This window comes from Rhizobium freirei PRF 81 (genome assembly GCF_000359745.1).
In the GTDB taxonomy this organism is placed as follows: Bacteria; Pseudomonadota; Alphaproteobacteria; order Rhizobiales; family Rhizobiaceae; genus Rhizobium; species Rhizobium freirei.
In genome coordinates, this window is record NZ_AQHN01000055.1 from 141,895 (window position 1) to 167,457 (window position 25,563).

The 25,563-nt window shown below is 60.4% G+C and carries 23 protein-coding genes and 1 other RNA gene; 9 read left to right on the forward strand and 15 right to left on the reverse strand.

What is annotated here, in order from left to right:
- Window position 1 precedes the first annotated feature (1 nt).
- From murD to RHSP_RS10370, 13 genes are all read right to left on the reverse strand, one after another.
- A complete protein-coding gene (gene murD, locus RHSP_RS10315) occupies window positions 2-1,414 on the reverse strand; it encodes a UDP-N-acetylmuramoyl-L-alanine--D-glutamate ligase (protein ID WP_004116055.1) in 1,413 nt (470 codons plus the stop codon).
- A 7-nt stretch (window positions 1,415-1,421) separates the two neighbouring features.
- Window positions 1,422-2,543, reverse strand: a complete 1,122-nt coding sequence (mraY, locus tag RHSP_RS10320) for a phospho-N-acetylmuramoyl-pentapeptide-transferase (protein ID WP_004116058.1) — start codon at window positions 2,541-2,543, stop codon at window positions 1,422-1,424.
- A gap of 11 nt (window positions 2,544-2,554) precedes the next feature.
- Window positions 2,555-4,015, reverse strand: coding sequence for a UDP-N-acetylmuramoylalanyl-D-glutamyl-2,6-diaminopimelate--D-alanyl-D-alanine ligase (locus tag RHSP_RS10325; protein WP_004116061.1), 1,461 nt, complete (start codon window positions 4,013-4,015; stop codon window positions 2,555-2,557).
- A complete protein-coding gene (locus RHSP_RS10330; RefSeq protein WP_004116066.1) occupies window positions 4,012-5,475 on the reverse strand; it encodes a UDP-N-acetylmuramoyl-L-alanyl-D-glutamate--2,6-diaminopimelate ligase in 1,464 nt (487 codons plus the stop codon). The genes RHSP_RS10325 and RHSP_RS10330 overlap by 4 nt, the downstream gene beginning before the upstream one ends.
- 65 nt (window positions 5,476-5,540) lie before the next feature.
- On the reverse strand, window positions 5,541-7,295 hold the full coding sequence (locus RHSP_RS10335) for a peptidoglycan D,D-transpeptidase FtsI family protein (protein WP_004116067.1): 1,755 nt from the start codon (window positions 7,293-7,295) through the stop codon (window positions 5,541-5,543).
- Window positions 7,295-7,819 (reverse strand): cell division protein FtsL, encoded by a 525-nt coding sequence (gene ftsL / locus RHSP_RS10340; protein ID WP_004116069.1) that lies wholly within the window; start codon window positions 7,817-7,819, stop codon window positions 7,295-7,297. Before ftsL ends, RHSP_RS10335 begins: the two co-directional genes overlap by 1 nt.
- Window position 7,820: 1 nt before the next feature.
- On the reverse strand, window positions 7,821-8,846 hold the full coding sequence (gene rsmH / locus RHSP_RS10345) for a 16S rRNA (cytosine(1402)-N(4))-methyltransferase RsmH (RefSeq protein ID WP_037151060.1): 1,026 nt from the start codon (window positions 8,844-8,846) through the stop codon (window positions 7,821-7,823).
- A gap of 14 nt (window positions 8,847-8,860) precedes the next feature.
- Window positions 8,861-9,301 carry a division/cell wall cluster transcriptional repressor MraZ gene (gene mraZ, locus RHSP_RS10350; RefSeq protein ID WP_037151063.1) on the reverse strand — a complete coding sequence of 147 codons (441 nt, stop codon included), beginning with the start codon at window positions 9,299-9,301 and terminating at the stop codon, window positions 8,861-8,863.
- 430 nt (window positions 9,302-9,731) lie between these two features.
- Window positions 9,732-10,131: RNase P RNA component class A (gene rnpB / locus RHSP_RS33065), an RNA gene on the reverse strand.
- Window positions 10,132-10,198: 67 nt separating this feature from the next.
- Window positions 10,199-11,392 (reverse strand): NAD(P)/FAD-dependent oxidoreductase, encoded by a 1,194-nt coding sequence (locus RHSP_RS10355; RefSeq protein ID WP_037151066.1) that lies wholly within the window; start codon window positions 11,390-11,392, stop codon window positions 10,199-10,201.
- Window positions 11,393-11,469: 77 nt separating this feature from the next.
- Window positions 11,470-12,027, reverse strand: a complete 558-nt coding sequence (locus RHSP_RS10360; RefSeq protein ID WP_004116075.1) for a lytic transglycosylase domain-containing protein — start codon at window positions 12,025-12,027, stop codon at window positions 11,470-11,472.
- Between the two features lie 265 nt (window positions 12,028-12,292).
- A complete protein-coding gene (locus RHSP_RS10365; RefSeq protein ID WP_004116077.1) occupies window positions 12,293-13,054 on the reverse strand; it encodes an N-acetylmuramoyl-L-alanine amidase in 762 nt (253 codons plus the stop codon).
- Window positions 13,051-13,761, reverse strand: a complete 711-nt coding sequence (locus RHSP_RS10370; protein ID WP_004116080.1) for a J domain-containing protein — start codon at window positions 13,759-13,761, stop codon at window positions 13,051-13,053. Before RHSP_RS10370 ends, RHSP_RS10365 begins: the two co-directional genes overlap by 4 nt.
- A gap of 289 nt (window positions 13,762-14,050) precedes the next feature.
- On the opposite strand from RHSP_RS10370, the gene RHSP_RS10375 reads away from it, so the two are divergent.
- From RHSP_RS10375 to RHSP_RS10385, 3 genes are all read left to right on the forward strand, one after another.
- Complete coding sequence (locus RHSP_RS10375; protein WP_037151069.1) at window positions 14,051-15,262, forward strand: pyrophosphate--fructose-6-phosphate 1-phosphotransferase; 1,212 nt, start codon at window positions 14,051-14,053, stop codon at window positions 15,260-15,262.
- A 100-nt stretch (window positions 15,263-15,362) separates the two neighbouring features.
- Window positions 15,363-15,998: a LysE family translocator gene (locus RHSP_RS10380; RefSeq protein WP_004116086.1), complete on the forward strand. Its 636-nt coding sequence runs from the start codon at window positions 15,363-15,365 to the stop codon at window positions 15,996-15,998.
- A 135-nt stretch (window positions 15,999-16,133) separates the two neighbouring features.
- Window positions 16,134-17,279, forward strand: coding sequence for a lytic transglycosylase domain-containing protein (locus RHSP_RS10385; RefSeq protein WP_037151077.1), 1,146 nt, complete (start codon window positions 16,134-16,136; stop codon window positions 17,277-17,279).
- A gap of 32 nt (window positions 17,280-17,311) precedes the next feature.
- Here the strand turns inward: RHSP_RS10385 and RHSP_RS10390 are convergent, their stop codons facing one another.
- Window positions 17,312-18,700 (reverse strand): serine hydrolase domain-containing protein, encoded by a 1,389-nt coding sequence (locus tag RHSP_RS10390; RefSeq protein WP_004116091.1) that lies wholly within the window; start codon window positions 18,698-18,700, stop codon window positions 17,312-17,314.
- Window positions 18,701-18,891: 191 nt separating this feature from the next.
- On the opposite strand from RHSP_RS10390, the gene RHSP_RS10395 reads away from it, so the two are divergent.
- From RHSP_RS10395 to RHSP_RS34615, 6 genes are all read left to right on the forward strand, one after another.
- On the forward strand, window positions 18,892-20,139 hold the full coding sequence (locus RHSP_RS10395) for a BtaA family protein (RefSeq protein ID WP_037151081.1): 1,248 nt from the start codon (window positions 18,892-18,894) through the stop codon (window positions 20,137-20,139).
- Entirely contained in the window at window positions 20,136-20,807 is a 672-nt protein-coding gene (locus RHSP_RS10400) for a class I SAM-dependent methyltransferase (RefSeq protein ID WP_004116096.1), read from the forward strand. The genes RHSP_RS10395 and RHSP_RS10400 overlap by 4 nt, the downstream gene beginning before the upstream one ends.
- 214 nt (window positions 20,808-21,021) lie before the next feature.
- Window positions 21,022-21,813, forward strand: coding sequence for a glycoside hydrolase family 25 protein (locus RHSP_RS10405; protein WP_004116099.1), 792 nt, complete (start codon window positions 21,022-21,024; stop codon window positions 21,811-21,813).
- Window positions 21,814-21,892: 79 nt separating this feature from the next.
- On the forward strand, window positions 21,893-23,137 hold the full coding sequence (locus RHSP_RS10410) for a lytic murein transglycosylase (protein WP_004116102.1): 1,245 nt from the start codon (window positions 21,893-21,895) through the stop codon (window positions 23,135-23,137).
- Between the two features lie 164 nt (window positions 23,138-23,301).
- Complete coding sequence (locus tag RHSP_RS10415; protein ID WP_004116106.1) at window positions 23,302-24,222, forward strand: DMT family transporter; 921 nt, start codon at window positions 23,302-23,304, stop codon at window positions 24,220-24,222.
- Window positions 24,223-24,377: 155 nt separating this feature from the next.
- Window positions 24,378-24,536: a hypothetical protein gene (locus tag RHSP_RS34615; protein WP_157385335.1), complete on the forward strand. Its 159-nt coding sequence runs from the start codon at window positions 24,378-24,380 to the stop codon at window positions 24,534-24,536.
- A gap of 123 nt (window positions 24,537-24,659) precedes the next feature.
- Here the strand turns inward: RHSP_RS34615 and metF are convergent, their stop codons facing one another.
- The gene (metF, locus tag RHSP_RS10420) at window positions 24,660-25,562 is read right to left on the reverse strand and encodes a methylenetetrahydrofolate reductase [NAD(P)H] (protein ID WP_004116109.1); all 903 of its coding nucleotides are present in this window, start codon (window positions 25,560-25,562) and stop codon (window positions 24,660-24,662) included.
- Window position 25,563 lies beyond the last annotated feature (1 nt).

Genomic DNA, 25,563 nt, shown 5'->3' on the forward strand with positions numbered 1-25,563 from the left:
ATTATTTGCCTCCAGTTGCTGAACCGATCAGCATGGTGACGCCCTCGATCGCAGCGACATGGCTGACGAACGCGTCACCCCTGACCTCGAAATTCTTATACTGATCGAAACTTGCGCAAGCCGGTGACAACATTACCGCCACAGACGGATGCTCGTCCCCGTCCGCGTCCGCGGCCGCATGCGCGACGGCTCGCTCCAGCGTGCCGGATATCTCGTATGGCACTTGCTCGCCGAGCGTCGCCGCAAAGGCCGGCGCCGCCTCGCCGATCAGATAGGCTTTGGTTATGCGCGGAAAGAGCGGCGCCAGGGTCGCAATGCCACCCTCTTTCGGCAGCCCCCCGGCAATCCAGTAGATATTCTCGTAGCTCGAAAGCGCCGGCGCCGCCGCATCCGCATTGGTCGCCTTGGAGTCGTTAATGAAAACGACGCGGTCGCGCCGCCCGACCGGCTGCATACGGTGCTTGAGGCCGGGGAAGGATTTCAATCCGGCCCGAATTTCATCGGCAGAAACGCCGACCGAAAGGCACGCCGCAATCGCTGCCGCGGCATTCTGCGCATTGTGACCGCCACGCAAGGTCTGAATGCCATCCAGATCGGCGATCTTGCTCGCTGCACCGTTCGATGCCTGCATGATACGGCTGCCCTCGGCATAAAGACCGTCCGCCAATGCATGCCGGCGCGAAATCCGTGTCACCTTGGAGCCCGCCCGCTCGACGCGATCGGCGATCAAGGAGGAGTGAATGTCATCGATACCAACGATGGCAACGCGGCTGCCCGCCACCAACCGCTCCTTGATATCGGCATAATGCTGCATGGTGCCGTGACGATCGAGATGGTCGGGCGTCAGGTTCAGCAAAATGCCCGCTGAAGGATCGAGCGTCGGCGCAAGATCGATCTGGTAGGAAGAGCATTCGACGACGTAGAAGCGGCCGGCCTTCGGCGGATCGAGCGTCAGGATCGCCGTGCCGATATTGCCGCCGAGCTGTGTATCGCGACCGCTCGATTGCAGGATATGCGCAATCAGCGCCGTTGTGGTCGACTTGCCGTTGGTGCCGGTGATGGCGATGAATGGGCAGTCCGGCACATGGGCTCGCCGCTCGCGCACGAAGAGCTCGACATCGCCGATGATCTCAACACCTGCGGCATGTGCGAGATCGACCGTCCAGTGCGGCTTCGGATGCGTCAGCGGTACGCCTGGCGACAAGACGAAGACCGACAGGGCATTCCAGTCGATCGTCCTGAGATCTGCGACGGGAATGCCCTCGGCCGCCGCCTTGCCCACGCTGTCGGGATTATCGTCCCACGCCGTGACCTCAGCGCCGCCGGCGACAAGCGCACGCGCCGTCGCAAAGCCCGAACCGCCAAGACCGAAGAGTGCGACCCGTTTTCCTTTCAGCGTGGTGACAGGGATCATCGGAGCCTCAACGCAGCTTCAGGGTGGAGAGGCCGATCATCGCCAGAATGACGGCGACGATCCAGAAACGCACGACCACCTGGCTTTCCGTCCAGCCCTTCTTCTCGAAGTGATGGTGGATAGGCGCCATCAGGAAGACTCGGCGCTTGGTCATCTTGAAGAAACCGACCTGGATGATGACCGAAAGCGCTTCGACGACGAAAAGGCCGCCGATGATCGCCATGACGATCTCGTGCTTGGTGGCAACGGCTACCGAGCCGATCATGCCGCCCAGCGCCAAGGAACCGGTATCTCCCATGAAGATTGCAGCCGGCGGCGCATTGAACCAGAGGAAGCCGAGGCCGGCGCCGATGACAGCACCGAGAACGACGGCCAATTCGCCCGTGCCCGGCACGAAATTGATCGCGAGGTAGTCGGCGAAGACGAAGTTGCCGGCGAGATAGGCGATGACGCCGAAAGAGGCAGCCGCGATCATGACCGGCACGATGGCAAGCCCGTCAAGACCGTCTGTCAGGTTGACGGCATTGCCGGCAGCGACGATGACGAAGGCGCCGAAGAATACGAAGAACATGCCGAGATTGAGCAGCAGGTTCTTGAAGAAGGGAAAGGCGACCGACGAGCCAAAAGTTGAGCCGGCGGGACCGGACGACAGCGCCGTGGTCATCATGAAGTACACGGCGATGGCCGCAATAACGAACTCGATGCCCAGGCGCGCGCGACCGGAGAAGCCCTTGTCGCTCTGCTTCGTCACTTTGAGATAATCATCATAGAAGCCGATGGCGCCGAACCCTAGCGTGACGAGCAGCGTGGCGACCACATAGACATTGGCCAGATCCGCCCACAGCAGCGACGACACGACGATGCCGGCCAAAATCATCAGGCCGCCCATGGTCGGCGTGCCGGCTTTCTTGAAGTGTGTCTGCGGACCGTCCGCGCGAATCGGCTGACCCTTGCCCTGACGCACGCGCAGAGAAGAGATGATTCGCGGTCCGAAAAGGAAAACGATCAACGCTGACGTGAACAAAGCGCCGCCGGTACGGAACGTGATGTATCTGAACAGATTGAGGAATCTGAAATGTGTACTGAAAAATTGAATATGGTCCGACAGTTCGGCTAGCCAGATCAGCATAAGAGCCCTTTCTAAAGCCCCTGATGGGTGCGGGTGCCCGTGTCGGAAAATGCGGGAAACTTGTCAAGCAAGCCCGCCACGATCTTTCCAAACCCCATTCCCAGTGACGATTTCACCATCAACACGTCGCCTGGGGCGACGGAGTTGAGCGCGAATTCCGAGAGTTCCTCCGTCGTCTCTCGATATTCGACATGAACGCTTTCCGGCAGCTCATCCCTCAAAGCCGCCATCTCCAGACCCGCCAGCCAGACATGCTCGATACCGGCAGCGAGAAGCGGTCCGGCAAGATTTGCATGCACTTGCTGGGCATAATCCCCCATTTCCAACATGTCGCCGAGCACGGCGATCCGCCTGCCCGTCCGACCGCCGATACCCGCATTCGGCAATGTCGTCGCCAGCAGCGCGACAGCCGCGCGCATGGATGCGGGATTGGCATTGTAGCTTTCGTCGATCAGCGTGAAGTAGCCGTTGCCGATCGCACGCTTGTGGCGCTGCCCCCTGCCCTTTTCCGGCTGCAGGTCGGCTAGCGCTGCGACGGCCTGGTCGAGATCCGCCTCGACGATCATGACGGCGCCGAGCACGGCAAGCGCGTTTTCGGCGATATGACGACCCGGCGCACCGATCGCCACCTCCAAGGTCTCGCCGCCAATGGTCAGCCAGAGGGTCGAGTTCTCTTCCGAAGCGTTGAATTCGGCAAGGCGCACATCGGCTTTGGCGTGCTGGCCGAAGCTATGGATGTGCTCGATGCCGGCGACCGTCGCCGCTTGCTCCAGCATCTCGAACTGGTCATTGTCGTGGTTGAGGATGGCATGCCCGCCCGGCACAACGCCGTCGAAAATCTCGGCCTTGGCGGCGGCGATTTCCCCGATGCTGCTGAAATTGCCGAGATGCGCCGGCGCGATCGTCGTGATGATGGCTACATCCGGCCGCACCATCTTTACGAGCGGCCTGATCTCCTCGGGATGGTTCATGCCGATTTCGAAAACGCCGAAATCCGTATCTTCGGGCATGCGTGCGAGAGTGAGCGGCACGCCCCAATGATTGTTGAAGGAGGCAACGGAGGCATGCACCTTGCCCGATGGCGAGAGCGCCCGGCGCAGCATCTCTTTCGTGGTCGTCTTGCCGACCGAGCCGGTGACGGCGATGATCTTGGCTTGCGTGCGCTGACGAGCCGCGACACCCAGCCGCGCCAAGGCCGCCAACACGTCATCTACGACGACCTTCGGCACGGTCAGGCTGCCCATTGCAGGCAGACGCGCCTCGCTGATGACGATAAAGGCGGCGCCATTCGCCATGGCGACATTGGCGTAGTCGTGACCATCGACACGATCGCCCTTGATGGCGAAAAAGGCCTCGCCCGGCTTGATGGAACGACTGTCTATGGAAATGCCCGTAATGCCGGCAGGCAGCGATCCGACGAAGCGGCCCGAGATTGCAGCGATCAGATCCTCAGTTGTCCATAGCCAGCTCAAGACTTCAATTCCTCCAATGCTTTGCGCAGTTCGGCATGATCGGAGAAAGGCAGCGTCACGCCGCCGATCGTCTGCCCTTCCTCATGCCCCTTGCCGGCGACGATCAGCGTGTCGCCGGATTTCAGCATGCCGACGCCCTTGCGGATCGCTTCGGCGCGATCGCCGACTTCCGTGGCGCAGGCTGCCGCGGCCATGATTTCCGCGCGAATAGTCGCCGGATCTTCGGAACGCGGATTGTCATCGGTCACGACGACCACATCGGCGAGACGGCAGGCGATTTCGCCCATGATCGGACGCTTGCCGCGATCGCGGTCGCCACCGCAGCCGAAGACGACGATGACGCGGCCCGTCGTAAACGGCCGCACCGAATTCAGGACATTTTCCAGCGCGTCCGGCTTGTGCGCGTAGTCGACATAGGCAAGCGCGCCATCATGGGTATGCCCCACGAGTTCGAGGCGGCCGGATGCGCCGACGAGCTTCTCCAGTGCCGCCATCGCAACCGGCACCGCAACGCCGGTCGAAATGGCAAGGCCCGCCGCGACAAGCGCGTTCGCGACCTGGAAATCACCGGCCAGCGGGATATGGATTTCGAAAATCTCATCGTCGACATGAACTTCGGCGATCTGCTTGTGGCGGAAATGCTCGACGCGCTTCAGCTTGAGGAAATCGCCCTTGCGTCCCACCGTGCGCACATCTTGCCCGGCGGCGCGAGCTGCAGCGATCGCCTGCTCCGACCAGGCATCATCGGCAAAAATTACCGCCGGCGCACCCTTCGGCAGCAGATCCTTGAACAGCCGCATCTTGGCGGCCATGTAGTCCTCGACCGTCGGATGGTAGTCCATGTGGTCGCGACCGAGATTGGTAAAGGCGGCAGCGGCGAGCTTGACGCCATCGAGCCGGAATTGATCGAGGCCGTGGCTGGAGGCCTCCATCGCCGCATGGGTGACGCCTTCGTCGGCAAGTTCGGCAAGCAGCGCGTGCAGCGACGCCGGATCCGGCGTCGTCAACGAGCCATAATCGTTGCGGGTCGGCGAAACCACGCCAGTCGTGCCGATCATCGCGGCCGGGTGACCGGCAAAGGCCCAGATCTGCCGGGTGAAGGACGCGACGGACGTCTTGCCTGCGGTGCCGGTCACAGCAACCATGGTCTCCGGCTGACGTCCGGAGAAACGGGAGGCGGCAATCGCAAGAAACCGGCGCGGCTCGGATACCCGCAGCACAGGCACGCCGTTGGCGGTGGCCCCGGGGCCTGCAACGATGACGGAGGCTCCGCGTGAAACGGCATCGGCAATGAAGCTTGCACCATCAGCCTTCGTTCCGGCAACGGCAACAAAGGCCATGCCCGGCGCTACCTGTCGGCTATCGGCACAAATCCCTGTTATCTCGAGATCGCCAACCGCTCCGTCAATCTGTGTGTTGAGTTCCGGAAATCCATCTCCGGCAATATCCCGCAGTTTCATCGAATGTACTTTTCGCTCTTGATCAATCCACCCTCTCGCGAATCGACCCGTGTATTCTTTCACGCTTAATAAGACGCCAGCAAGGCCGAGTTATCTTTTCCAAAGCTGGGTTGTACTCCGAGGATGGGCGCAGCCCTGGCGATGATGTCGCGGGCGATCGGCAACGCCGTAAAGGCCGAGATCGTGCCGCCGCCGCGCTCGCCGCTCTTCGGCTCGTCGATGAAGGTCATGACCATATATTGCGGATTGTCGATCGGGAACGCCGCCAGGAAGCTGTTGAAGTTCAGCGTATGCGAATAGCGCCCGTTGACGACCTTGTCGGCCGTGCCGGTCTTGCTGCCGACATTATAGCCGGGAACGCGGGCGTTGCGGCCGGAGCCACGAGTGCCGTTAAATTCGAGCAGGTAACGAACGTCGTCACTGGTGCTCTTCTTGACCACCATCTTTGCTATCGCATCGGCTTGGTCACGCGTGCGCGGCAGGAAGGTCGGCTCGATCAGCTTGCCACCATTGACCAAGGCTGCCGCCGCAACCGCGGTCTGCAATGGCGTAGTCGAGACGCCGTGGCCGAAGGAAATGGTAATCGAGTTGATCTTCTTCCAGACGCGAGGCTGGCTCGGCGCCTTCACCTCCGGCAACTCGGTATCCATCTTGTTGAGCAGGCCCAGGCGCGTCACAAATTCCTTGTGCGCGTCGATCCCGACGAGATCGGCGATCTTCGCCGTACCGATGTTGGAAGAATACTGGAAGATTTCAGGAACGCTCAGCACGCGGCGCTGGCCATGGAAGTCGTGAATGGTGAAGCCGCCGATGCGGATCGGATTCGTCGCATCGAAGGCATCGCGCAGGCTGATCTTGCCGGAATCGAGCGCCATCGCCATCGTGAAGGTCTTGAAGGTCGATCCCATTTCGAACGTGCCGTTCGTCATGCGATTGAGCCATCCCTCGCTGGCGCCTTCGTTCGGATAATTCGGATCGAAGTCGGGAGCCGAGGCCATGCCCAGCACCTCGCCTGTGTGCACGTCGATCACTGCCGCGCCGGCACCCTTCGCCTGGAAGTTCTTGACGGCGTTGACGACCGCGTCGCGGACAATGCCCTGCACACGCAGATCGATCGAAAGCTTCACCGGCTGCAGCGGCTGGTCATTGGTCATGCCGGCGGCTGCCAGATCGGCGAGGCCCTGATTGTCGATATATTTCTCCATCCCGGCAACGCCGCGATTGTCGATATTGACGTAGCCGAGAATATGCGGCGCGGTCGTGCCGCCTGGATAGAAACGGCGCTTCTCCGGGCGAAAGCCGATGCCGGGGATGCCGAGCGCCAGGATCTGGCTCTGCTGCTTCGGCGTCAGCTGCCGGCGCAGCCAGGCAAAATGCGAGTTTTTGGCAGCAAGCTTCCTGTAAGTGGATTTCGCATCGAGATCCGGCAGGACCTTGCGCAGCTCTTCGACCGCTTCATCGGGATCGATGATCTTGTTCGGCTCGGCAAACAGAGAGACGGTACGGATGTCGGTCGCCAGCAGAGCGCCATTGCGGTCGACGATATCCGGGCGCGAGGCCATCAGGCGATCCGGCGGCAGAATGCTGGAGGTGGTGTCTGGCGGCGTCATGGCGAACTGTGCGAGCCGGCCGCCGATCACGCAATAGATAGCAATGAAGCTACCCACCAGCAAAACAACGCGGCTTTTGGCCTGATTGGCCTTGCGCTTGCGCGCTCCTTCGAACCGCGAACGGGAAAAACCATCGCTCGGTCGATTGTTGCCGTCGGTGGAGAAATGCGCCTTGCTCTTCAAGACCATGATGCGAGAAAGGAAAGACATTATTCGGCCACCGATCCCGTTGCGATGTTATCGATTTCCGGTTTCTTGCGCTTGACCAAGGCGGGCGCCTTGGACCGCGGCGCCGGAGCGGACGCGACGTCGGCGATGGCCTTCCTGATCAGCGCGTCGGTCGTATCGCCATTCTTGGAGGCGGCGGCGGCATTCCCCTTGGAGCCGGCCGGCTTGCCGCCCTTGCCGCTATCCTTCGCATCCGCCACGATCGGCGGCGGCACCTGCGAGCGCAGCATCGGCAGCTCGCTCGGCTGAACGATGGACGTCGAAAGGGTCGGCTGCAGCTGAAGCTCTTTGCTGTAATTGTTGACCAGACGCTCAAGGCGGTTCGGCTGTGAGACCAGGGCCCAGTCGGCCTTGAGGAGTTCGATCGTGTCTTTCTCGAGCTTGATATCGGCCTCGAGACGGCGAACCTCTTCCAGCTTCAGCTCGGCTCGGTGCTTGATCGTATAGGTCACGCTGGCCATCGCCGTCATGACGCCAATCAGCACGATGTCAAAAGTCTTCAGCATATCAACCTCCGAGCTTTCCGAGACTGGCGAGATTGGGCAGATCGAAGATCGAGAGATCGGCGGCTTCGGCGGGTGCCGTCGTGCGAAGGCCCGCGCGCAATTTGGCCGAGCGCGCCCGCGGATTGGCTTCCGCCTCAGCATCGCTGGCCGAAACCATCGACTTACCGATGGGATCGAAGGTTGCCGCCCGCTCATGCACCATCGGCATATGACGGGATCCGGCAGCGCGACCGGAGCGATCGGCAAAGAACTTTTTGACGATCCGGTCCTCCAGGGAATGGAAGGTTACGACGACAAGGCGCCCACCCGGCTTGAGCGCGCGCTCGGCGGCAAACAGCGCCTGCGCCAGCTCGCCGAGTTCGTCGTTGACGAAGATGCGCAATGCCTGGAAGACGCGCGTGGCAGGATGGATCTTGTCCTTGGCCTTTCGCGGCGTCACGATCTCGATCAGGCCGGCAAGATCGCGAGTGGTCACGAAGGGAGCCTCGGCACGCCGCTTTTCGATGGCATGCGCAATCCGCGGCGCCTGCTTTTCCTCTCCCAGGAAGGCGAAGATCCGAATGAGATCCGCCAGCTTGGCGCGATTGACGACATCGGCGGCCGACACGCCGCTTGTCGACATGCGCATGTCCAGCGGGCCGTTCTTGTTGAAGGAAAAACCGCGCTCCGCCTCATCGATCTGCATGGAGGAGACGCCAATATCGAGCACGACGCCATCGAGGCCTTCGACGGGCGCATGATCGGAGAGCTGAGAGAACTGCGACTGAATGAGCTTGAGCCGCCCCCCATGAGCCGCAACCATCGCCTGCCCGGCCGAAATCGCCGTCGGATCGCGATCGAGCGCGATCACATCGGCACCAGCAGCCAGAATGGCCGAAGTATAGCCGCCAGCGCCGAACGTTCCGTCGAGAATGATTTTTCCAGCCGCAGGAGCCAGCGCCTCGAGCACTTCGGAAAGGAGAACCGGAATGTGACGAATCGGTCCGCCACCGGCATCAGAAGAACTTCCGCCTGAATTCGCCGCCATTCCGCTTCCCCGCTCTATTCCGAGCGCCTGCCCGCCAGCCTGCGCTCCTCTCGTGCCTGCGCCTGCAAAGCCAGAAAGGCCTCCGGTCGCCACAGTTGAAAATGATCCGCCCGACCGACAAAGGTCACTTCGCCTGAAATTCCGGTGAAGTCGCGGATGAAATCCGTGACCATCAGCCGCCCTTCCGCGTCGAGCTTCATGAAGACCCCGCCCCCATGAATGAGGAGCGACATCTGGTTCGCCGCCGGCGAAAAAGGATCGTCCGCCGCAATCTGCCGCTCGAAGCGATCGAGCAGATCGAGACCGCCGACGCTGATCGCCGGAAACACAAAATCCTGGAAGCAATACAGTTCCTGGATATTGCGCTCGGCCAGCACGGAACGAAACGCCGCCGGCACGGAGACCCGCCCCTTGGCATCGATCCGGTTGGTCGCATTTGACAGGAAGCGGCTCATGACGCGGAACACCCGTCCCCCATGATCCACGAGCAATCACACACTCGCAGACACAGTCAAAATCGGACACAGCTTCGCAAACCGAAGGAGCAGACACCCCTTCCACACCCCCAGAACGGGAGCATTCATGGCCTTGCGATGATTGGGCTCTGATTTGCCCGTATGCAGTGTTCGTTTGGGATACCATGGGACCATATGGGCGTCAATGGGATGAAGCCACGTCAGCCATGGCAACAGCTCGAATATTCATAAGCCGTTAAGTTTAACGAAAGGTTAGGATCACCTTCAGCGGGCGCCCCGAAACGGATTGTTTTCACAGGCGAAAACTCTCGCCCGCAACAATGGAAACCCCCGGAAAATCAGGGTATCCGAAGGCTCCCGAAACCGTTTTGAGGGAGTGAAAAGCGCCCTTGCGGAAGGGGGGCGTTGATTTGCCAGTTGGCCTGTAAGCCGGGTTCTGTATGGCTCCGGCCGAGGCCGGAACGTGGCAGCCATTCATCTGGGACGGCGCTTGCGCGACGCCTCTTGCAACCCACCCGGATGACCGGCCCGGAAACAGGCTGGAGCGCTTGCGCGCTCCGCGTCATCCCTATTCGGTTTTGCTCCCGGTGGGGTTTTCCGTGCCGTCGCTGTTTCCAGAGACGCGGTGGGCTCTTACCCCACCCTTTCACCCTTACCCGGTCGCAAGACCGGGCGGTTTGCTTTCTGTGGCACTTTCCCTGAGGTTGCCCTCGCCGGACGTTATCCGGCACCGTGTTTCCGTGGAGCCCGGACTTTCCTCACCCCATCGCCTTTCGGCATTGATGAAGCGCGGCTGCCCGGCCAACTGGCACTGGCTCATTAACCGAGACTTCAGGCAATTGCCACCGAAATATGCGGCTTTGCCCCGGCCTTATGTCAGCTGCGGAAATACGCTGAGAAATCCGTGCTGTAGCCTTCGTCCTTGATTCGACCTGCGAGCAGAAGCTCGGCTCCCAGCCGACCGATCTCATCGGAGCTCTTGGCAGCCATGCCGCAACCGCCCGTCAGAACCGCCACACGCCGCGAGGACGTATATCCGATCATGGGATAGCCTGATGGCGAATAGGAGACGACGCACGAATTGGTGAAAGACGGCACCCGCTTCACGCCGGGAACGAGATCATGGAATATCCGCACCAGATGTTCGCGCGCCTTGTCGCGACCGGCGGTCCGGAACCAGGCCCGCAACTCCGCCTCGGTCTCGAACTGAAGATCGTCCGGATCACCACCGATCTTGATGTAATACTTGCCGTCCGGATAACGGATCGGCGGCAGCATGTAGATGCTGTCGACATCATCGGGCTTCACCGATATCAGCGACGGCATGCCAGAAAGGGCTTCGGCCTCGGTTTCGCTGACCTCGAAGAAAGTGACCGTGCGGCCATAAACCTTCATCTCAACGGGTCGCGGCAAGAGATTCTCCGCAATGGAAAAACCGCCGGCCGCCAGCAGCACTTTTTCGGCGCTGAAAGTCTCGCCCTCGGCGGTCGTGACAACGGCGAGGCCGTCCGCGCCGCGGATCGACAGAGCAGTCTGCTTGATCACCCTCGCGCCGGCCTCTTCCGCCAGCTGCGACTGCGCCTTTACCAGCCGGCGCGGGCTGATATGGCCTGCACCTTGCGGTTCAAACACGCCTTCGCTTCCCGATGCAAAGGAGAAGAAGGGAAACTTCGCCTTGAGCCCTGCATCATCGAGGATATCGGTCCGAACGCCGAGCCGCTCGGCTGCTTCGACGACATCGCCGACGTAAGTGGTTTCGCTTCCCCGCTTCGGGCCGGTGACGAGGCAGCCAACGGGCGCATAGAACTGGATGCCGCTATCCCGTTCGATTTCCGCATAGCGGCTGATCGAACGATTTGCGAGGCGTGCCCAATCCTGGTCCGGATCGATCGTCCGCGTAATGCGGCCCTCGTCATAGTGGCTGCCGAAGACGCCCTCATGGCTGTTGCGATTCTCCGGTTCATCAGGCCCGATGACGGCAATGCCGTCCGTTTGCCTGGCGAGATGACGGGCGGCAGCCGCCCCCATCATACCGCGCCCAACGACGATGAACCTGAAATCCGCTACCATGCTACGACCCTCGCAAATGATGGTCGTTCGATAACACGGAAAACGATTCCGCCCTACCCGTTACCTGAAGCATGGCGTCAGTTCAGAAGCGCCAAGACCTTGCCGCAATACCGCTTCGAAACCGGGTTCATGCGCGTGGCACCATGACCGGCATTGTATTTGAGGATGGTGTTGCAGGTTGGGCCACCGCCGAGGTTCTGCGCCATGGCTAGATATTTCATGCCGAACTTGATGTTCGTCTCGGGATCGTAGAGCCCCTTGGCACGACCCGAATAGCCCATCAGCCGGGCCGTTGCCGGCTTGATCTGCATCAGGCCGATTTCTCCGGCGCTTCCGTGCGTTTTTGGATTGAAGTTGCTTTCGATCTGAATGACGGCCTTCGCCAGATCGACCGACACGCCGTTCTGCTTGGCATATTTGGTAATCAGCACGGAGTAGCGATTTTGCCGGACGAAGGAATCTTCGGCGCTACGCATTTCGGCTGGAACATTGGGCGTTGGAAAGCCGGTGGTGCGGCTGACGGTCTTGAGGGGGACCGTTCGCTGTTTTGCATCACGCTGTCCCGCAAAGGCACAATTATACCCCGCCAGCAGCATGCCCAGGCACGCTGCAGCCGCAACAATCAAATTTTTCATGTAGTCTTTTGTCTCCAGGCGCGGGACTGCGGACAGCCACAAGCCATCCGTCCGGTTGGAGGCAAAAAAAGCCACCGGAGTGCACAGTCCCCATTTGTCGTCTACGGCCGCGCGACACACAAACCAGACGGCGCGGCCGCCGTTCAGCGAGCGCCGTTAGACCAATGTAATGCGGAGATAATAGGGAAAAGCTGTGGCATAGCAGCGAGTTACGTGCTTTATGGACTATAGCCGGCTATGGATATCGCCGCCGGCAACCGCGCCCTTATGAAAAGCGAGGCAATGCGGACAGAAGACGATGGAGCGTATCGATCGTGGAAAAATCGGCGATGCCGTCGACGCGCTCGGGGCGAAAATGGCGCTGGAAAGTCTCGACGTCGCCCTTCAGCTTCTCCGAAAATTCGCCTGTGATTTCAGTTCCATATCCATAGAGCGAGAGCATGGACTGCAAGGCCTCTATCGGCTGCCCAACATCGCCCTTCTGGAAGAAGCGCCCGCCGGTAATGGCAGCCGGCTCAACCCAGTGCCCGACACCCGCCGCAGCAAGCCGCGCCCAGGGGAATTTTTCACCCGGATCGACCTTGCGCACGGGGGCTACATCGGAGTGCCCAAGCACCCGTTCCGGCGCGATTGCCCAGCGTTGGCCGCAATCGCGACACAGTTCGATCACCGCTTCGATCTGCGCATCAGGAAATTCAGGCAATCCGCCGGGATGGCCGGCATTGGCTATTTCAATGCCGATCGACCGTGAGTTGATGTCTGTGTCGCCATGCCACGAACTCTTGCCCGCATGCCAGGCGCGCCGCTCCTCGGGAACGAGCTGGACGATGCGTCCGTCCTCGAAAACGAAGTAGTGGCTCGACACCTGGCTCTCCGGCCGACAGAGCCAATCGAGCGCTCCTTCTGCCGTGCCCATGCCCGTATAGTGCAGAAGGATGATGTCAGGCCGACGCCCATCCCGTCGTTCGCCATGGTTCGGCGACGGCTGCACGCTCGCGCGTGCGAAATCGGCCTTAAATGCATTCATGCTGCGCGGCGTTCTTTCTCGATCTCGGCATAAGCCGCATTCAAAGCTGCCATGCGCTCATTGGCAATGGCATGGAACTCTTCCGGCACGCCGCGCGATACGAGGCGATCCGGATGATTCTCATAAACGAGACCATGGTAGCGGCGGCGGATGGTCGTAAAATCATCCTGTCGCGAAACACCCAGCACCTTGTAGGGATCGCGGCCACCGGCGCTCACATGCCGCGCCATGATCTGATCGAACCGCTCCTCGCTCATATGGAATATCTGGGCGACGTGCTGCAGGAAATCCATTTCCTTTTCATGGATCAGACCGTCCGCCTTGGCGATATGGAATAGGCCGTCGAGCACGTCTTCCAGTACAGGGCAATTCTTGGTGCAGGTCTCGCAAAGCGTCGACAGCCGCTCCGCATAGGCTTCATAGCCCGCTACGTCCTGTCGTGCCAGATTATAAAGACGGGCGACATTCTTGGCCTGGTCCGGCGGAAATTCGAAAATCTCACGAAACGCGTTGACCTCGTTTTCGGTCACAATGCCGTCGGCCTTCGCCATCTTGGCGGAAAGCGCGATGATCGCGACGGAAAAGGCCACCTTGCGGCGGGTCTCCGGATCGCCCTCGAACACGGTACGAATGGCCTCGACCACCGCCGACAGGGCATTGCCAGCGGTGCTACCAATAGCATTCAGCAATTTTTCCCAAAACGACATAAGCGGTTCCGCAGGCCCTCATAAACTATGGAACACCTTGACCAAATAATGCCCGCCATTGCAAGCCGTCCATTCGTCGCACAGCCGAAAACACTTTTCACAATTTGGTAATGATGACGTGTATCCGGCTTGCCTCTGCGGCCGAGCGCGAACACAGCCCGACCGAGCCTTGGTGGCGGAACAAACCGCGGATTTCTTAAATTCTTTACTTTACAGCCATGCCCGCCTGTCGCATCCATTCCGTCGGTAACCATCGAAATGAAGCAGCTTGACTGCAAGGAGGATCTCCATGGCCAAACAGAAAGTCGCAATGCTCACAGCCGGCGGATTGGCGCCCTGCCTTTCTTCCGCGGTTGGCGGGCTGATCCAGCGCTATACCGACGTGGCGCCGGAGATCGACATCATTGCCTATCGTTCTGGCTACCAGGGAGTTTTGCTGGCTGACAGCATCGGGGTGACGCCGGCCATGCGCGAGCGCGCCCACCTTCTGCACCGCTACGGCGGCTCGCCGATCGGCAACAGCCGCGTCAAGCTCACCAATGCCGCCGACTGCGTGAAGCGCGGCCTGGTCAAGGAAGGCGAAAACCCGCTGCGCGTCGCAGCCGAACGCCTCGCAGCCGATGGCATCACCATTCTTCACACGATCGGCGGTGACGACACCAATACGACCGCGGCCGATCTCGCCGCCTATCTTGGCGCCAACGGCTATGACCTGACCGTCGTCGGCCTGCCGAAAACGGTCGACAACGACGTCGTGCCGATCCGCCAGTCTCTCGGCGCCTGGACGGCAGCCGAAGTCGGCGCGGATTTCTTCGACAATGTCAGCAACGAACAGACGGCCGCGCCGCGCACTCTGGTCATCCATGAGGTCATGGGTCGCCACTGTGGCTGGCTGACGGCGGCGACCGCCCGCGCCTATATCCAGAAGACCAGCGCCAACGAATATGTCGAAGGCTTCATGATGAATGCCGCGATGAAAAGCATCGACGGCCTCTATCTGCCGGAAATGGCCTTCAATATCGAGGCAGAAGGCGAGCGCCTGCGGAAAATCATGGAGAAGACCGGCCAGGTGACGCTGTTCGTATCGGAAGGTGCGGCCCTCGACGCCATCGTCTCCGAGCGCGAAGCCGCCGGCGAAACCATCAAGCGCGACGCCTTCGGCCATGTGAAGATCGACACCATCAATGTCGGCGGCTGGTTCCAGAAGCAGTTTGCCTCGATCATCGGCGCCGAGCGCTCCATGGTGCAGAAATCAGGTTATTTCGCCCGCTCAGCACCGGCAAACGGCGATGATCTCCGCCTGATCCAGGGTATGGTCGACCTCGCAGTCGAAAGCGCCCTCAACAAGGTGTCCGGCGTCACCGGCCATGATGAAGGCCAGGGCGGCAAGCTGCGCGTCATCGAATTCCCCCGGATCAAGGGCGGAAAGGCATTCGATATCTCGGCACCCTGGTTCGCCGAGGTGATGGATCGCATCGGGCAGAAATACACACAAGCCTGATTGATCCGCGATCAATCGGACTGATCTGTGGTCAACCGGATTGACGGATCGTCAATCCGGTGTCTTTGCTGGCGGCGAAAAAGGAATAGGGGAGGATTCCATGTCCATCGAAACCTGGCTCGCTTTCGCCGCCGCATCCTGCATTATGCTGGCCATACCGGGGCCGACCATTCTCCTTGTCATCTCATACGCGCTTGGCCATGGCCGCAAAACAGCGCTGGCGACCGTCACCGGCGTCACGCTCGGCGACTTCACGGCAATGACCGCTTCTCTGGCCGGCCTGGGCGCCCTCCTCGCCGCTTCGGCGAGCTTGTTCACGATTCTTAAGCTGATCGGCGCAGCCTATCTCATCTTCCTTGGAATCAAGCTCTGGCGAGCCCCGATCGTGACCGGCCCGATGGGAGATAATGACAACCTTCCCGAGGAAAAACCGTTAAAGATTATGTTGCACGCCTATGTTGTAACGGCGCTTAACCCGAAGAGCATCGTCTTCTTCATCGCTTTCGTGCCGCAATTCCTCGACATGTCGAAGCCATTTCTTCAGCAAACGCTTATTTTGGAGGCAACTTTCCTCACTCTGGCGGCATTGAATTCGCTGATTTACGTCTTTGTCGCCGACATGGCGCGCGGCTTTATCCGCAAGGCAAGCGTGCAACGCGCCGTCAACCGAACCGGCGGAACCCTGTTGATTGCAGCCGGCGCAGTGACCGCGGGATACCGCCGAATGGCGGCTTGACGCCGTCCAGGGTTGCGGCGCGATCACGGATAGGTTAATGGGGATTCATAATTTTATCGATCCTGTGACCGAATTGTGAGGTCCTGTGACCGATTTGCATCGCAAATTAGGTTTGGTTTTTTCGAAAGTGACAGAATGGTAGCGATCGGATTTCCCAGCCTGAAGCGCAGCGTTGCCTTATCGGCAATGATGTGCGGCGCTCTCGCCGGGTGTGCAAGCACTCAGCAGCAGCAGACGTCTCAGGCAGAACTCCCGTCGGCACACACCAACGTGCCGCATCCGAATACGACCCCGACCGCAACTGGCGCCGCCGCGCCCGCAGGCGGCGTAGCAATGGCAGCAGTAGCACCGGGTTTCATCGGGCCGCAGCTGCCGCAACAGGTGGCAATGACAAAATCCGGCCGCGTTGCCGCCGGCACGGTCAACCAGCAGCAGATCGATGCCGCACAGTCCCGCTTCAGCCAGCCGACGGCAGCAGCGGCGAACGCTGCAAATGGGGCAAGCGTTGCCATCGCCGCCGCGACGGGCGCGCCTGCGGCCAATACGACGGCCGCGGCTGCCTATGCCGCCTCCGATGTGCCGCTCGTTCCTTCCGTCGTTGCAATTCCGATGCCGAACCCGGCGCGTCCTGGCGATGCTGCGATGATGCCGGTTTCCGGCCCCGTCGCGCAGGCGGAACCGACGATCCCGATGACGTCGGACGTGGCTGCCATCCAGGTCGCCGTGCCGACCCCGAGGCCAGATCCGGCTGCGCAAACCGAAGTTGCCTTCGCAACGCCGGCGCAGATCGGTGCTTTGCGCTATACCGATAACCGCGCGCACTACGACTTCAACTTCGACAGCACCGGGCCGACTGTCGTGCCGGCCGTCATGACCACTCAGAATTATGATTCCGACGCTCCCGCAGAGCAAAAGGGCTACGTCTCGAAGCTGATCCAGAAATACGCCAAGCTTTACGAGATCCCGGAATCACTGATCCATCGCGTCGTTCACCGCGAAAGCCGCTATAATCCGAAGGCCTACAACCGGGCGGGCTATTTCGGCCTGATGCAGATCAAATACAATACGGCCAAGTCGATGGGCTATGAAGGCCCGCCGTCCGGTCTGCTCGATGCCGAAACCAACATCAAATATGCCGCCAAATATCTGCGCGGCGCGTGGATGACGGCGGATAGCAAGGCTCAGAACAAGGAAGCCAACGCCGTCCAGCTCTACGCCCGTGGCTATTACTATGATGCCAAGCGCAAGGGTCTGTCGGACGTCGCCAACGGCAATTACTGATACTGATTTCAGCGAAACATTTTGAAAGCCGGCTAGTTTGTGGCCGGCTTTATCACATCCATGATCCGTTTCACCAGGATTTGCGGCCGATAGCCGGCCCAGGATGGTGTCAGCCCCATGCGAACCACGACCAGATTGGCTGAAGGAACGATAGCGACGATCTGGCCATCGTGGCCGCTCAGCCAGAACGTATCCGCCGGCAAGCCGAACTGCGCATTCGAGCCGCCAGGGCCTGCGAGCCAGGCCTGAACCTGTGAGTAGACGCCTTCGGACGCCGTCGTCGGCGTGCGCATGGCGCCCACGAAGCCCTCCGGCAACAGACGGCTCCCCTTCCAGACGCCATCCTGAAGCAGAAACTGCCCGAAGCGCGCCCAATCGCGCGCGTTGGCATAGAGATACGAGCTGCCGACATAGGTTCCGCGCTCATCGGCTTCGAAAACCGCGCTATGCATGCCGAGCGGCCCGAAAAGCGCCTCGCGGGGATAGGATATCGCAGCGCTCAGGTTCGGAAGCCGGTTCATCCAGAGCCGCGAAAGCAATATCCCCGTGCCGCTCGAATAGCTGAAACGTTCTCCAGGCGCTGCCACCTGACGCGCGTTAGCGGCAATATTCGTCGTATCCGGATCAAGATAGAGCATGCGGGTCACATCGGAAACGCTGCCGTAGGACTCGTTGAAGGCAAGGCCGCTCTCCATGGCAAGAAGATCGCTGAGCTTGATCTCCTTGCGCGCATCGGCGCCCCATTGCGGAAGCAGGTTTTTGTCATCGAACGACATGCGGCCAGCCAGCATGAGGCGGCCGATGATGGCGGCATTGACTGTCTTGGTCATGGACCAGCCGATCAGCGGAGTAGCCTTGCTGAAGCCGTCACCATAGGCTTCGGCGACGATATGCCCATCCTTCACCACGACGACGGTACGCATGGCCGGGCCAGCCAGATCGGGATTCGCCACGATATTGGCAAGCTTGGTGCCCTCCTCGCCCTCAGCGAGATTGACGGTATCCCCATCCGGCCAAAGCGCATCGTTCTTCGGAGACTTGAGCTTGTTCAGGAAGACGGCACTGCGCGCGGCCTGCAGATCGCCATCCGGCACCGTCGTGCAGCCGAGCGCCCCGCGATACAGAGCATAGTTCGGCGCGAACATCCCGAGGAAACGCGCCCTGACCACGCCCTCGTCCCGATCGACAGAAACCTGAATGAGCTTCAGCGCTGGATTTCCGGGAGCCTGTACATCGTCAGCCAGCACCTGGGCTGGGTCCCGCTTGGCGACGAATGTGTTCGAGCAGACAATCTTGGCGGCATAGCCATCGCCGACCTTCAGCAGTTCCGGCGGCGAAACGGAAAGCCACACGGCTCCAACTGCGACAATGATCAGCAGCAAAACAACAAGTGCCACGATCACTCTCGAAATCAAACGCATGTCACATACCCTCCAGAAGGTAGGCGGAGACAATCAGGAAACGGTGCAAGAAGAAAGCCCCATCGCCATCTGGGTTCCTGAAATATGTGCAACAGCGCATTTCCGCCGGATATTCCAACAGTCTGCGTCATCAGACTGTAGCATTGCCGGGTTACACGCCCAGAACCTTAAAAAACGGTAACAAGACTCAGATGACGGAATTCGCCCCGGATGCCGGTCTCCAGAAGAACCGGAAACTCAAGGACGCTCTGCTGCAGCATAAGGCACTCTCCAAGGCGGGCCTCTCCGAGCGCCTCTTCGGGATGCTCTTTTCCGGCCTCGTCTACCCGCAGATCTGGGAGGATCCGGATGTCGACATGCAGGCGATGGAGCTTCAGCCGCATCACCGCATCGTCACCATCGGCTCCGGCGGCTGCAACATGCTCGCCTACCTCTCCCAGAGCCCAGCCTCGATCGATGTCGTCGATCTCAACCGTCATCACATCGCGCTGAACAAGCTGAAGCTCGCAGCCTTCCGGCTGCTACCCGGCCATTCCGATCTGGTGCGCTTCTTTGCGACGCCGGATGCTGCCTCAAACAGCCAGGCCTACGACCTGCACATCGCGCCACGACTGGATGCAGCCACCGCTTCCTATTGGGATGGCCGCGATCTTTACGGCCGCCGCCGCGTTACGGTCTTCAACCGCAACATCTACAAGACCGGCCTGCTCGGCCGCTTCATCGGCGCAGCCCATGTGCTCGCGCGCCTGCATGGCGTCCGGCTCGCCAAGATGACGGAAGCCCGCACGCTGCGCGAACAGCGTCAGTTCTTCGAAAACGAAATCGCTCCGATCTTCGATCGGCGGGCGGTTCGCTGGCTGCTCGGCCGCAAGAGCTCGCTCTTCGGTCTCGGCATCCCGCCGCAGCAATATGACGAACTTGCAAGCCTTGCCGGCGACGATTCCATCTCGGCCGTACTCAAGCACCGCCTGGAAAAGCTCGCCTGTCATTTTCCGATGCGCGACAATTATTTTGCGTGGCAGGCCTTCGCGCGCCGCTATGCAGGTCAGCATCAGGGCCCGCTGCCCACCTATCTGAAGCCCGAGCATTATGCCGCAATCCGCGCCAATGCCGATCGCGTCGACGTGCACCACGCCAACTTCACCGAGCTTCTTGCCTCGAAGCCGGCCGCCTCTCGCGACCGCTACATCCTGCTCGATGCGCAGGATTGGATGACCGACGAGCAGCTCAACAGCCTCTGGGCGGAAATTACCCGCACGGCGCGCGAAGGCGCCCGCGTCATCTTCCGCACGGCAGCCGAAAAGAGCATCATCGAAGGCCGTCTTTCTCCGGCAATCCGCGATCAGTGGGTCTATTTCGAAGAGCGTTCGCAAGAGCTTAATGCGCTCGACCGTTCTGCCATCTACGGCGGCTTCCATATCTACGGGAAAAAAGCGTGAGCCAGGCGGATACCGGCATAGAGACCAGTTCCAAAAACCATGCCAGGCTGATGGACGGCATCTACCGTTATCAGCGTCATATCTACGATCTGACCCGCAAGTATTACCTCTTCGGACGCGACCGCACGATAGCGCACCTCAACGTGCCCGTCGGCGGCTCGCTGCTCGAAGTCGGTTGCGGCACAGGGCGCAACATGCTGCTGGCCTATCGGACCTTCCCTTCCGCAAGGCTCTATGGCCTGGACATCTCGCAGGAGATGCTGATTTCCGCGCGCCGGAATTTTCGCGGCCTGAAGCAGATGCCGGATTTTCGCGTCGCCGACGCCACCGCCTTTTCATCCGCCGACTTCAATGTCGATGGTTTCGACCGCGTGATGGTTTCCTACGCGTTGTCGATGATCCCCGACTGGAAAAACGCTATCGATGCGTCGCTCGATGCCGTCGCGCCCGGCGGTGAACTCCACATCGTCGATTTCGGCCAGCAGGAAGGCTTGCCGGGCTGGTTCCAGGCCCTTCTCAAGGGGTGGCTGAGGAAATTTCACGTCACCCCGCGTGCCGATCTCCTCACCGTGCTGGAGGAAAAGGCGCAGGCGCGCGGCATGTCTCTCAAGACCGAAAAGATCGGGCGGGGTTATGCCTGGCGAGCCGTGGTCGCCAAGCAAGCTTGAGCAACGGCTGCTTTTAGCGCTAAATCGCAGGCCGGAAGCTATCAAGCATAAGAATTTGCTTGAAGATAACGCATTTTTTACGTTGATATGGTGAATAAAGTGGCAAGACCAGCTGGCAACAGTATGGTCTGCCGCTCTTTCGGATTCTCGGGGACCATATTACGGAAGCCAAGTCTTGGGGCAGCAAGATCACTCGCGCCATAACAGGATACCCATGCGCCGGCTTCTGGCATGCCTACTGCCGCTCGCCCTTTTCTTGAATGGCTGCACGACGGGCTATGACGCCCTTTCGACAACGTCCCTACCTAAAACCAGGTTCAGCGATACCAAGCCGCAGGATTTCGGTCGCGATCATCCGGAACGCCACCCCATCCACGGCATCGATATCTCCAAATGGCAGGGCGATATCGATTGGAAAACCGTCAAGGGCTCCGGCGTTGCCTTCGTCTTCATCAAGGCGACGGAAGGCAAGGACCGGATCGACCCGCGCTTCACCGAATATTGGAATGAAGCGAGCGCCGCAGGACTTCTGCATGCGCCCTATCATTTCTTCTATTTCTGCTCCACCGCCGACGAACAGGCCGATTGGTTTATCCGCAACGTGCCGAAGGATGCCACGGCGCTTCCACCTGTCGTCGACGTCGAATGGAACCCCGGCTCCCCGACCTGCAAGACCAGACCGGACCCCGAAACGGTGCGAACGGAAATCAAGCGGTTCATGGATCGCCTCCAAGCCTATTATGGCAAGCGCCCGATCATCTACACATCGGTCGATTTCCACCGGCAGAACCTTGTCGGCTACTTCAAGGACTATCACTTCTGGGTTCGCTCGGTCGCAAAACATCCCAAAGAGATTTACGCGGACCGCAGCTGGGCTTTCTGGCAATATACCTCAACAGGTATCATTCCCGGCATCAAGGGCCCGACGGATATCAATGTCTTTGCCGGTTCCGAGCAAAATTGGCACAGCTGGGTGGCTGCAGTACAGAAGCAAGGAAATTCTTGAGACTGACGCCACTTCTCTCTTGCTAATGTCACAATCTTCTGTGAAAGCGACCCTATTCTATCACTAGAGAGGATCGCTCATGGACCGTGACACCATTCGACGCAGCGCGCTCGCGTTGATCTTCGCTTCAGCCATGGCCGGCTCTGCGATCGCTCAGAGTGCGGCTCCGGCAGCAGTGCCGCCCGCAAGTAGCGCCGCCACGCCGAAGCCAGCCTGCGGTGGTGATCTCGCTGCCTTCCTGGCCGGCGTGAAAGCCGAAGCGATTGCCGATGGTGCCGACGCCGCGTCCGCCGACAAGACGCTGGCCGGCGCGCAGATCGACCAGAAAGTTCTCGCCATGGACCGCAGCCAGGGCGTGTTCCGCCAGACCTTCCTCGAATTTTCGCAGCGCACCGTCAGCCAGGGCCGCCTCGATATCGGCCGCCAGAAGATGAAGCAGTATGCCGACGTCTTCGCCAAGGCTGAAAAGGACTATGGCGTTCCTCCCGGCGTCATCACCGCCTTCTGGGCCATGGAAACCGACTTCGGCGCCGTTCAGGGCAATTTCAACACCCGCAACGCCCTAGTCACCCTCGCCCACGATTGCCGCCGGCCGGAATTTTTCCGCCCGCGCCTGATTGCGCTGATCGAATTGGTACAGCGCGGCGATGTCGACCCGGCAACCACCACGGGGGCATGGGCCGGCGAAATCGGCCAGACGCAGATGCTGCCGCCCGACATCATTGCCTACGGCACCGATGGCGATGGCGACGGCCACGTCAACCTGAAGACCAGCGCGCCCGACGTCATTCTGACCACGGCGAGATTCCTCCAGCATCTCGGCTTCATGCGCGGCCAGCCCTGGTTGCAGGAGGTGTCGGTACCCGACAATCTGCCGTGGGAGAAATCCGGCATCGGCGGGCCGCTCACGGCTGGCGACTGGTTCAAGCTTGGCGTCAAGCCACGTGATGGCGATACGAATTTCGCGTCGCTGCCGGCCGCCCTCATCCTGCCGCAAGGCCGCAAGGGCCCGGCTTTCCTGACCTATCCAAACTACAACGCCTATCTCGGATGGAACCAGTCGTTCATCTACACGACCTCGGCGGCCTATTTCGCCACGCGCTTCGCCGGCGCCGCTCCCTACAACAAGGGTACGCCCGAGCCGGGCCTGAACGATGTCGACATGAAGGCGCTTCAGACGAAGCTCGTGGCGCGCGGCTACGATGTCGGCAAGATCGACGGCATTCTCGGCTCCGGCACGCGTGTCGCGATCCAGAAGGAACAGTTCCGCCTGGGCATGCCGGCCGATGGCTGGGCGACTTCGGCGCTGCTCAACGCTCTCTGAGAGCCCTTCCATATTCTGATCGAAGAGGCGGCCGGCGGGCCGCCTTTTTTGTTGCACGCATCCCATCAGGTTGCTTGCCGCTGCCGATTCCGCCCGCCGATGCAGAAAACGGGTGGAGGCGCCCCCTCTCCTAACATAGACATGCCTGAACGGGAGGAATGGCGATGACCAACGATAATCGAATGAATGCACTCACCTGGGGCCTGCTACTACTGCTCGGGCTTATCTGGGGCGGCTCGTTCTTTTTTGCCCGCATTGCCGTTCACCACGTGCCGCCCTTCACCCTGGTCCTCCTGAGATTGTCACTGGCAGCTGCGGCCCTGCATATCTATCTCGCCGGCCGCTTCGGTATCTATCAGGCGATAAGGAGCTACTGGCCGCAATTTCTGCTGCTGGGCCTGATCAACAATGCCGTGCCCCACACTTTAATCTTCTTCGGTCAAACGCAGATGGGTGCCGGGCTCGCCTCTATCCTCAATGCCACGACGCCGATCTGGACGGTCCTGATCGGCAATCAATTGACGACCGATGAGCGTCTGACTTCGGCCAAGCTCGCGGGCTGCCTCACCGGGCTGATCGGCACGGTTGTCCTGCTGGCTCCCAGCCTGAGCAATAGTGGCTCGGTGCCCTTCTGGGCGCTGCTGCTACCGATCCTCGCGGCGATCTCCTATGGGTTTGCGGCAATCTACGCAAAGCGCTTCAAGGGTATTGCGCCGCCAGTGGTCGCTGCCGGTCAATTGACGGGCTCTTCGCTCATCATGTTGCCGTTCGCCCTGATCATGGACCAGCCCTGGACCCTTGCGATACCACCGGCATCGGCAATCGCAGCCATTCTCGGCCTGGCTCTGCTGTCGACAGCCTTCGCCTATATTCTCTATTTTCGCATTATGGCGCTTGCCGGCGCCACGAACGCCTCACTCGTCACGCTGCTGGTGCCGCCGAGCGCCATGCTGCTGGGCTTCCTTTTTCTTGGCGAACGCCTCGGCTTCTCCGAGATTGCCGGCATGATGCTCATTGCCGCCGGCCTGCTTATTCTTGATGGGCGGGCCTACGCCTGGCTAAGGCGCGGCGGCGCCCATGCCTGACGTGCCCCCCGCCATGACCGTTACCGACGTCATTTCCTGCCGAAAACAGACGGCCTGGTAACATTTATTCATAATCCGTTATAGAGCTCATCGGCAGAAATTACCGCATAAAATCAACAGCCTGTGGCGAAATCGCGATTCGTAGGATCAACCGCGTGCCGCATCGCAGCAACGAATTCCCTTTCCAAGCGACACATTTTGGACATAAAACTTACCGGCTGACTGAGGAGGAAGACATGGGATTGACGCGATCCATCAACGTCCTAGTGGTCGGTGCGGCCTTTGCCTTTGTCGTGACGATGCTCTTCATCTGACGACTTCGGCAAGCTCGCAAACGATCGAACTCCGAAAGCTAACAAAACACCGATTCCATTGGAAAAGCGCATATCCGAAATGGATATGCGCTTTTTTATTAGCAGCCGCGGTGCACCTAAGCCTTACGCGGCAGCGCCGGCGCGCGCCTCCGCCTTGCGCTGAATACCCAGCCGTTCAAGAACGGCGGAAACGAGCGGCGAGCGGTTCATCGTGTAGAGATGGAATTCATGAATGCCGCGGCGGACCAGGTCCTCGATCTGCTCGGCAGCGACCTCGGCGGCGACCCTGGCACGTTCCTCTGCGTGATCATCAGTGCCCTCGAAACGCTCATCCAGCCAGGACGGAATATTGGTGCCGCAGGCACCGGCAAAACGCTTCAGCTGCGTCAGATTCTGGATGGGCATGATCCCCGGCACGATCGGGATCTTGATACCAGCGGCGCGGACGCGATCATGATAGCGCTCGAAAGCATCATTATCGAAGAAGAACTGTGTCAAAGCCCGATCGGCGCCATTATCGGCCTTGCGCTTCAGCATATCGATATCGGCTGCGGTATCGCGGCTTTCCGGATGCTTTTCCGGATAGGCCGATACGGAAATATCGAAGTCGCCGCGCTCGCGCAGAGCAGCCACCAGTTCGGCCGCATTGGCGTAACCGCCCGGATGCGGCTGGTAAGCGGAGCCAACGCCGCCCGGAGGATCGCCGCGCAGAGCGACGAAACGGCGAACGCCAGCGGCAAGAAACTCATCGATCACCCGGTGCGTATCCTCGCGCGTCGCGCCGACGCAGGTCAGATGCGATGCAGTGGTGAACGGCGTCTCATGGATCATCTTGCGTACGGCGGAAAGCGTCGGCGCCTTGGTCGAGCCGCCTGCTCCATAGGTGACCGAGACGAATTCGGGATCCCATTCGGTGAGGTCCGCAACCGTGTTCCACAGCTGCTGTTCGGCCTCCTCCGATTTCGGCGGAAAGAACTCGAAGGATATGCGGATGCCGCCCTGGGCGTTTTCCGAATTCGAAGACATA

Excerpts from the sequence above, each read along its gene's own strand:
- murD (WP_004116055.1), bottom strand. The coding sequence starts at position 1,414 with ATGATCCCTGTCACCACGCTGAAAGGAAAACGGGTCGCACTCTTCGGT.
- mraY (WP_004116058.1), bottom strand. The coding sequence starts at position 2,543 with ATGCTGATCTGGCTAGCCGAACTGTCGGACCATATTCAATTTTTCAGT.
- RHSP_RS10330 (WP_004116066.1), bottom strand. The coding sequence starts at position 5,475 with ATGAAACTGCGGGATATTGCCGGAGATGGATTTCCGGAACTCAACACA.
- RHSP_RS10335 (WP_004116067.1), bottom strand. The coding sequence starts at position 7,295 with ATGTCTTTCCTTTCTCGCATCATGGTCTTGAAGAGCAAGGCGCATTTC.
- ftsL (WP_004116069.1), bottom strand. The coding sequence starts at position 7,819 with ATGCTGAAGACTTTTGACATCGTGCTGATTGGCGTCATGACGGCGATG.
- rsmH (WP_037151060.1), bottom strand. The coding sequence starts at position 8,846 with ATGGCGGCGAATTCAGGCGGAAGTTCTTCTGATGCCGGTGGCGGACCG.
- mraZ (WP_037151063.1), bottom strand. The coding sequence starts at position 9,301 with ATGAGCCGCTTCCTGTCAAATGCGACCAACCGGATCGATGCCAAGGGG.
- RHSP_RS10355 (WP_037151066.1), bottom strand. The coding sequence starts at position 11,392 with ATGGTAGCGGATTTCAGGTTCATCGTCGTTGGGCGCGGTATGATGGGG.
- RHSP_RS10360 (WP_004116075.1), bottom strand. The coding sequence starts at position 12,027 with ATGAAAAATTTGATTGTTGCGGCTGCAGCGTGCCTGGGCATGCTGCTG.
- RHSP_RS10365 (WP_004116077.1), bottom strand. The coding sequence starts at position 13,054 with ATGAATGCATTTAAGGCCGATTTCGCACGCGCGAGCGTGCAGCCGTCG.
- RHSP_RS10370 (WP_004116080.1), bottom strand. The coding sequence starts at position 13,761 with ATGTCGTTTTGGGAAAAATTGCTGAATGCTATTGGTAGCACCGCTGGC.
- RHSP_RS10375 (WP_037151069.1), top strand. The coding sequence starts at position 14,051 with ATGGCCAAACAGAAAGTCGCAATGCTCACAGCCGGCGGATTGGCGCCC.
- RHSP_RS10380 (WP_004116086.1), top strand. The coding sequence starts at position 15,363 with ATGTCCATCGAAACCTGGCTCGCTTTCGCCGCCGCATCCTGCATTATG.
- RHSP_RS10385 (WP_037151077.1), top strand. The coding sequence starts at position 16,134 with ATGGTAGCGATCGGATTTCCCAGCCTGAAGCGCAGCGTTGCCTTATCG.
- RHSP_RS10390 (WP_004116091.1), bottom strand. The coding sequence starts at position 18,700 with ATGCGTTTGATTTCGAGAGTGATCGTGGCACTTGTTGTTTTGCTGCTG.
- RHSP_RS10395 (WP_037151081.1), top strand. The coding sequence starts at position 18,892 with ATGACGGAATTCGCCCCGGATGCCGGTCTCCAGAAGAACCGGAAACTC.
- RHSP_RS10405 (WP_004116099.1), top strand. The coding sequence starts at position 21,022 with ATGCGCCGGCTTCTGGCATGCCTACTGCCGCTCGCCCTTTTCTTGAAT.
- RHSP_RS10410 (WP_004116102.1), top strand. The coding sequence starts at position 21,893 with ATGGACCGTGACACCATTCGACGCAGCGCGCTCGCGTTGATCTTCGCT.
- RHSP_RS10415 (WP_004116106.1), top strand. The coding sequence starts at position 23,302 with ATGACCAACGATAATCGAATGAATGCACTCACCTGGGGCCTGCTACTA.
- metF (WP_004116109.1), bottom strand. The coding sequence starts at position 25,562 with ATGTCTTCGAATTCGGAAAACGCCCAGGGCGGCATCCGCATATCCTTC.